Below are 6556 nucleotides of genomic sequence, written 5' to 3' on the forward strand. Positions count from 1 at the left end.
CAATCAAAAGCAGAAAAAAATCAGCGCAAAAAGTTAGAAACTAACACATTAAAGAGCAAATTTATAATAAATCCGGACGTTTCTCTTTTGTAATTTTCACAGCTTCTTCATGTCTCCATTCTTCAATTTTTGCAAAATTTCCACTTAATAATATTTTAGGGACTTCCAGCCCTTTATAATTTTCGGGCCGGGTATAAATAGGAGGAGATAATAAATCATCCTGAAAACTGTCTGTTAATGCGCTCTGTTCATCATTCAAAACTCCCGGTACTAATCTGATAATGGAATCAGCCAGAACACAGGCAGCCAATTCTCCACCGGTAAGTACATAGTCTCCGATTGAAATTTCTCTGGTAATATGCAATTCTCTCACTCGCTGATCTATACCTTTATAATGTCCGCATAAAAAGATCAGATTATTTTTAATAGAAAGAGAATTGGCTATTTTCTGATTTAAAGTAACTCCATCAGGAGTAAGGTAAATGATCTCATCATAGTCCCTCTGAGACTTCAATTCTGAAATACATTTATCCAGAGGTTCAATCATCATCACCATGCCGGCACCCCCTCCATAAGGTTCATCATCCACCTGCCTGTGTTTTCCTACAGACCAGTCTCTAAGATGATGAAAATGCACTTCTACTAATCCTTTGTCCACAGCCCTTTTTAAAATCGATGTTTTGAAAGGGCTTTCCATCAATTCCGGAAGCACACTTATAATATCTATTCTCATTGTAAAGTTTCGTTTTTCTTATTGGGCAGTATGATCAATCGTAATGAGGAGTCTTTATTAAAATAACTCCACATCCAGTTGAAGAAAACTGCTAATTTATTTCTGACACTCAAAATAAGCATCAGGTGAAGGAACATCCAGAAGTACCAGGCCAGGAATCCCTGGAATTTAAAAAATGGCAAATCTACAACAGCTCTGTGTTTACCAATAGTTGCTAATGAGCCCTTATCTTCATATTCATACTCTTTCCACTCATTTTCACTTTTTTTCAAAAAGTTTTTACCCAGATTTTTAGCCTGAGTTATCGCTACATTAGCTACCTGTGGATGAGCGTGGACATACTTTGGAGTTTCCATATAGGCTATATCACCTATGGCATATATATTATCATAACCTTTTACCCGGTTATAACGGTCTACAACATATCTGTTCCTGATCAGCTTATCCTCAGGGAAGCCGCTTACTACATTTCCTGTTACCCCGGCAGCCCAGATTACGTTATTTGATGGAATTTCCTTACCGCTCTTCATAATGACCTTATCACCATTATATTCAGTAACAGTTTCTCCGCTCATAAAAGTAACCCCCAACTCTTTCAGATATTGCTCCGACTTTTTCTGAGCTTCATCACTCATTACAGCCAATGGCATATCCGTAGAACTCACCAGAATAATTTTTAAATTATCAAAGTTCATATAAGGATAATCCCTTGGAAGAATATCTTTTTTCATTTCTGCAAAGGCTCCCGCTAACTCAACACCGGTAGGACCGCTTCCTACGATCACAATATTCCAGTTTCCTTCGCTACTTCTGGTTTTCTCAAGAATAAGTTTCTCAAACGTCATCAGAACATGATTTCGGATACTGATAGCTTCCTGGGTATTTTTCATTCCAAATGCCCTGTTCTCCATTTCAAGATTCCCAAAGAAATTAGTTTTACATCCTGTAGCAATAACCAGTTTATCATAACTGAATTCAGCTTCATCTGTAATCACTTTATTCTCAGAGGGAATAATTTCCTTCACTTCCGTCAAGCGGAATTGTGTATTTCTCGACCTCTGGAAGATTTTCCTGAAAGGGAAAGAAATATTGGAAGGCTCAATCCTTCCGCACGCTACCTGATAAAAAAGCGGCTGGAACATATGATGATTCACACAATCCAGTAATATCACTTTCTTATTTTTATTGTTTAAAGTTTTTGCAAGCTGTAACCCTGCAAAGCCTCCACCTATAATTAAAACTTTCTCACGTGTTTCCATAATAAACAAATTTACTGATTTTATTTAGCATTTTAGAACATAAAAAGCTAGTTTTGCAAAACTTTATGATAAAAAAACACCACAAAAAAACAACCAGAAACCTCCATAAAAACAGGCGAAAACGATATTTTTTCCGGAGAAGAGTTGTGTTGGTTATTTTAGTAATCGCCCTGATCGGAACCGGATTATACCTTAAACAATCCATTACTTATTACTACGCTTTATACTTTAATAAGTTTACTCATAAAAAGCTTCACAATAGCGAAAAAGAAACTTTAAGGATTCAAAAAATCATCTCTGATAATTTAGATAAAACCTATGGACTCGACATTTCCCACTATCAGAATAAAGAAGATATCAAATGGGACAGTTTAAGTATCGGAAATAAAACTATTCCACTTGAATTTGTTGTAATGCGCGCCACGATGGGTAATAAAAGTGCCGATAAACATTTTGGTGAATTTTGGGAACAAGCAAAAAAACATAACCTTATTCGGGGAGCTTATCATTTTTACAGAGCAGATGAAGATCCTATTATTCAGGCTAATAATTTTCTGGAAAATGTAAAACTGGAAAGTGGTGACCTTCCTCCCATCCTGGATATTGAAAAAATTCCAAGAAGAAAGACCAATGAAAGACTTGTAGAAGATCTGAAAGTCTGGTGTAAGATCATAGAGGAAACTTATGGTCAAAAGCCCATCATATACACATATTACCATTATTATAAAGACTTCCTCAAGGGTGAATTTGATGATTATCCATTGTGGCTGGCCAACTACAATGATGTTCCTTCCCCATCACCCGATGATCATTGGGATTTCTGGCAGTTTACAGAAAGTGGGATCGTTTATGGCATCAACACCAAGGTAGATCTGGATATTTATAATGGAAGTTTATGGTCTTTAAAAAGTCTTACGTTGGATTAATTTTTCAGAAAATCAACTATATCTTTATTCAGGTGATCCGCTATTTCAAAAGGAAGATGATGAGAAGCTTTAGGATAAATCTTAAGTTTAGCCTCCGGAATTTCTTTTGCCAGCATTCCAGTATGCTCTTTTTTAATCACATCATTTTCTCCGGCAATAACAAAAACAGGATTCTGAATTGTATTTAATTGTTTTCTATTGATATCAGGCTCCGTAATCATCAGTTTCAGCAATCTTCTTTCTGTTTCATTTTCAGGTTGGTTAGCCATTTCCATCCATTTTATCTTATCTTGAAAACTTTTCAGAAGGCCTTCTTCTACTCCTTTTGGAAAGGCATTAGCTCCAATAATGACCAGTTTATTCAGATTTTCCGGATATTGCAGAGCAAATTCAAGCCCCGTATTTCCACCATCACTCCAACCTAAAATATTTACCTTATCCATATTTAATTCATTCATGAGATTTTTGAGATCTGCTGCAAAAATTTTATAGTTTAAATTTCCATTGGTGAAATCTTTGCTTTTGCGCTGAGCTCTTGTATCTATCGCTATTATTTTAAAATATTTAAATTTTTATGATCCGTTCATAGGAACAAATTATATTTTATCTTCCTTACCTCTTAATATTTCGTATTTTCGTGCTACGAAATTTTTATAGAAATGAATTACGTTGCTGCTGAAAACCTTACCAAATCTTACGGAATAAAAGTTTTATTCGAGAATATTTCTTTTAACATAAACGAAGGAGATAAAATCGCTATTGTCGCCAAAAACGGAAGCGGTAAATCTACTCTTCTTAAAATCCTGATGGGTAAAGAAATTGCAGACAGCGGAAATGTAATCATTAATAAAGATATTCAGGTAGTACTGTTTGATCAGGAAATTGTTTTTGATCCGAGTCTTACGATCGATGAATTCATGATGACTTTAGATTCTGAACCGATTATGGCACTTAAAAATTACCATCACTCACTTCATTCTACAGATAATGATTTCATAGAAAAAGCATTGGCCGATATGGAAGCTCATAAAGCCTGGGATCTGGAAAATGAAATGAAACAAATTCTTTCCCAGCTTAAAATCACTGATCTTCAGGCAAAGATGGGAACTTTATCTGGGGGCCAGATCAAAAGAGTTGCTTTAGCTAAACTCCTTACGGAAACGAGGGCAGAGCATCGGCATACACTTTTGATTATGGATGAGCCCACCAACCACCTTGATGTAGAAATGGTGGAATGGCTGGAAAATTATTTAAATAAAGCCAAAATAACTTTATTATTGGTTACTCACGACCGTTACTTCTTGGACAGTGTCTGCGACATTATCTGGGAGATGGAAGACCAGAATCTATACGTCCATAATGGATCTTATGCCACTTATCTTGAAAACAAGATGATCCGTGAAGAGAACCTTGATGCTACTATTGATAAAGCCAACAATCTCTACCGAAAAGAACTGGAATGGATGCGCAGACAGCCTAAAGCCAGAACCACAAAATCAAAAAGCAGAATCGATGCTTTTTATGAAACTGAAAAGGTAGCGAAAACAGATACCCGAAAACAGAATCTTGAACTTGATTTTGAAATGAAACGTTTAGGAAATAAAATCCTTGAACTTAAACATATCAATAAAAGCTTTGGAGACAAAGTACTGTTAAAAGATTTCAGCTATCAGTTTCAGCGTGGAGAGAAAGTAGGAATCATAGGTAAAAACGGAGTGGGAAAATCCACCCTTCTCAATATCATCCAAAAATTCGAAAAAGCAGACAGTGGTGAAATAGAAACAGGAGAAACTATTTCTTTTGGGTATTTTTCCCAAAAAGGATTGACCTATAAAGAAGATGAAAGAGTTATTGATTTCATTAAAGAGATCGCTGAATTTTACCCATTAGCTAACGGACGAAGTTTATCAGCATCTCAGTTCTTACGCTTATTCCTGTTTGATGACCAGACACAATATTCTCCCATTTCTAAACTTTCAGGGGGTGAGAAAAGAAGATTACATTTAATGTATATTCTTTACCAAAATCCTAATTTCCTGATTTTTGATGAACCGACGAATGATCTGGATCTGCCTACTTTAACCGTCCTTGAAAACTTTCTGCTGCAGTTCCAGGGATCCTTGATCATTGTTTCTCACGACCGCTATTTTATGGACCGTATTGTCGACCATATCTTAGCGTTTGAGGGCGAAGGTAAAATAAAAGATTTCATAGGCAATTTCTCTGAATACCGTGAAGCAAAAAGCAGAGAGGAAGCTTTAGAGAAAAATACAGCTCCAAAGGCAGAAATAAAAGAAAATCTCCCCGCCAATAATTCCCAATCCACTGATTCGAAAAAAAGAAAATTATCTTTTAAAGAGCAGCGGGAACTGGAAGTTATTGAAAAGGAGATGCCGGATCTCGAGCAACAACGCAACAAAATCCTTGAGCAGCTTAATAATGAAGCTGATTATGAGAAAATCTCAAAGTTATCTGCTGAACTGGAGACGATTTCAGGACAACTGGAAAATCATGAAATGAGATGGCTTGAACTTCAGGAGATTCTAGGTGATGCTTAAGATAAGGACACCACCTTTCCATGTTCCGAACTTTCAAGAGCTGCGTCTATAATTTTCATATTCTGAATGACTTCGATTCCGGGAGAAGGTAATGAATACCCGAATACAATATGTTCATAAATCTGTTGATAATAGTTCATATAGTTTCCTGGCTCACTGAAAGTTAAAACCCTTTTCGTCTCAGAATCTTCAGTTAAAACATTCAATATCCCATCCGGATCTCTCAGAGGGAGAGTCCAATCTTTTCCGTATTCAGGAACAGCACCCGCCACCAATTCATTCTCCTGATTATCAGTCCTTTCCTGTAAAAAACTTCCTTTGTCACCATACAGCATATAAGCATAATGAGCTTCTTTACTAAAAACAGAAGATTTAAGTCTCAACCTTTTCTGGTCTTTATAAAACAGAAGTATTTCAAAATAATCATTGGCAAAATCCTGTCCTTTCATAGAAAATACATCTGCATACAATTTTTCAGGAAAGCCAAATAATTGTGTTGCCTGGTCAATCAGATGAGCCCCTAAATCATGAAGTGAACCTGATCCTGCCTGTTCAGGATTTTCCTTGTGCTGCTTTCCGCTGGGTTCTGTTCTAAAACGGTCAAATCTGATTTCAACTTCTTTAATATCTCCTAATTTTTTACTATTGATTATTTTTCCTACCTGAAGATAATCACGGTCAAATCTCCTATTCTGGTAAACACTTAAAAACAGATTCTTTTCTTCTGCTAAATCTACAAGTGTTTCAGCCTCTTTAGCATTGACAGTAAAAGGTTTTTCCACAATAACATGCTTTCCTGCCTCCAAAGCTTTTCTCACATATTCAAAATGAGTCTGAACAGGTGTATTAACCACTACCACTTCCACATCTGCGTTCTGAAGCATTTCTTCAACAGAACGGTAAATCTCTGCATCAGGGTACTTTTCCTGAGATTCATTTTTACTTCTTTCCACCACCGCTGTCATTACAAAACCGGGATGTTCCTTTAAAAAGGGAGCATGAAAAACCTTTCCGCTCATCCCAAAAGCACAAAGGCCTACTTTTACCAATTGCATATTCTTTTTTTAACAAATATATCTA

At 36.2% G+C, this 6556-nt stretch carries 6 protein-coding genes; 2 read left to right on the forward strand and 4 right to left on the reverse strand.

Features of this window, described 5'->3' with window-relative positions; translation table 11 throughout:
- Positions 1–61 precede the first annotated feature (61 nt).
- Together trmD and Q0A18_RS12125 are read right to left on the reverse strand one after the other, a co-directional pair.
- Positions 62–733, reverse strand: a complete 672-nt coding sequence (gene trmD, locus Q0A18_RS12120; RefSeq protein ID WP_292010410.1) for a tRNA (guanosine(37)-N1)-methyltransferase TrmD — start codon at positions 731–733, stop codon at positions 62–64.
- Entirely contained in the window at positions 730–1992 is a 1263-nt protein-coding gene (locus tag Q0A18_RS12125; RefSeq protein ID WP_292010411.1) for an NAD(P)/FAD-dependent oxidoreductase, read from the reverse strand. The genes trmD and Q0A18_RS12125 overlap by 4 nt, the downstream gene beginning before the upstream one ends.
- Before the next feature lie 65 nt (positions 1993–2057).
- On the opposite strand from Q0A18_RS12125, the gene Q0A18_RS12130 reads away from it, so the two are divergent.
- The gene (locus Q0A18_RS12130) at positions 2058–2918 is read left to right on the forward strand and encodes a GH25 family lysozyme (RefSeq protein WP_292010412.1); all 861 of its coding nucleotides are present in this window, start codon (positions 2058–2060) and stop codon (positions 2916–2918) included.
- Here the strand turns inward: Q0A18_RS12130 and Q0A18_RS12135 are convergent.
- On the reverse strand, positions 2915–3472 hold the full coding sequence (locus Q0A18_RS12135) for an alpha/beta hydrolase (protein WP_363315989.1): 558 nt from the start codon (positions 3470–3472) through the stop codon (positions 2915–2917). The genes Q0A18_RS12130 and Q0A18_RS12135 overlap by 4 nt on opposite strands.
- Positions 3473–3577: 105 nt before the next feature.
- Between Q0A18_RS12135 and Q0A18_RS12140 the strand changes: the two genes are divergently transcribed.
- Complete coding sequence (locus Q0A18_RS12140; protein ID WP_292010413.1) at positions 3578–5476, forward strand: ABC-F family ATP-binding cassette domain-containing protein; 1899 nt, start codon at positions 3578–3580, stop codon at positions 5474–5476.
- Here the strand turns inward: Q0A18_RS12140 and Q0A18_RS12145 are convergent.
- Positions 5473–6531: a Gfo/Idh/MocA family oxidoreductase gene (locus Q0A18_RS12145; protein WP_292010414.1), complete on the reverse strand. Its 1059-nt coding sequence runs from the start codon at positions 6529–6531 to the stop codon at positions 5473–5475. The two genes, Q0A18_RS12140 and Q0A18_RS12145, sit on opposite strands and share 4 nt — an antisense overlap.
- Positions 6532–6556 lie beyond the last annotated feature (25 nt).

It is taken from the genome of Chryseobacterium sp. (genome assembly GCF_022712095.1).
GTDB lineage: Bacteria > Bacteroidota > Bacteroidia > Flavobacteriales > Weeksellaceae > Chryseobacterium.